Annotated in this window: 1 protein-coding gene; it reads right to left on the bottom strand. The window is 43.5% G+C overall.

Annotated elements, in window-relative coordinates:
- Positions 1-350: hypothetical protein (locus QEH59_RS18785; RefSeq protein ID WP_308986923.1), on the bottom strand; the 350-nt coding region annotated here is incomplete at its 3' end.
- Positions 351-368: the final 18 nt, after the last annotated feature.

Genomic DNA, 368 nt, shown 5'->3' with positions numbered 1-368 from the left:
TAATCAACTTCAGCTTCAAGCGTGATAAACCTGACTGGATTGGTTGAGGTAATAGGATCTTTATAACGATAAGTGCGCCAACGATAAGTACCGTCATTCGTATCTTCAGTTAGCAAAAAGTCCTCATTGGACCACGTCAAAAGATCGACCGAATGCTTTGGCAACACAATCTGGCTTAATGACTGCAATGTTTGTCGAAAGCTCATCTCCAGGTAGCGAAGATCGCCATCCTCCACAATCACAATGCGATAGCAATCATCTATAACGCTTGCACGGCTCGGATCGGTTCCGAAGATGTATTCAAAAAAGTTTGGAACTCGATCATGATCCGGATCTGCAAACTTGGACATCACTAAAGGTTCATCCCA

The organism is Thalassobacterium sedimentorum, assembly GCF_031127905.1.
GTDB lineage: Bacteria > Verrucomicrobiota > Verrucomicrobiia > Opitutales > Coraliomargaritaceae > Thalassobacterium > Thalassobacterium sedimentorum.
Note: the sequence above shows the minus strand (reverse complement) of the source record. Positions and strands in the feature narration are given on the sequence as shown.